Raw genomic sequence first — 474 nt, 5'->3', positions numbered from 1 at the left:
GGTATAGCTGACTGCTTAACAGGGCTAAAAGTTATTGACTTATCACGCAACTTGCCGGGTCCATTTGCCACACGACTGCTCGCTGATTTGGGGGCAGATGTGATCAAATATGAACCCAAGTCAGGTGACCCTGCACGGGCATTAGGCAATTTGTTTGATGCTTTAAATCATGGCAAAGCTTGTCACAAAATGGACTTCAAACACCCCGATGATATTGCTAAGCTTAAAAGCGACATTGCCACTGCTGATGTGATGATTGATAGTTTCCGCCCCAACGTATTAGAGGGCATGGGACTTTCGCCACAGGCACTGCTTGCGGACAACCCAAAGCTGGTGATTGTTTCCATCACTGGCTATGGTACGACGCCCAACTGGGCGGATAAAGCCGGACACGATATCAACTTTATGGCAATGAGTGGCGTACTTGACCAACTCAAAACCGCATCGGGTGAACAAGCCATGCCCAATGTGCAA

The 474-nt window shown here is 48.3% G+C and carries 1 protein-coding gene; it reads left to right on the top strand.

Features of this window, described 5'->3' with window-relative positions; translation table 11 throughout:
• Positions 1 to 3 precede the first annotated feature (3 nt).
• The coding region (locus M3175_RS25910; RefSeq protein ID WP_503328631.1) for a CoA transferase at positions 4 to 474 on the top strand (471 nt) is incomplete at its 3' end.

The sequence above is a fragment of the Robertmurraya korlensis genome (genome assembly GCF_023715225.1).
GTDB lineage: Bacteria > Bacillota > Bacilli > Bacillales > Cytobacillaceae > Robertmurraya_A.
The sequence above is the reverse complement of the archived record's forward strand: the minus strand, read 5'-3'. Positions and strand labels throughout refer to the sequence as shown.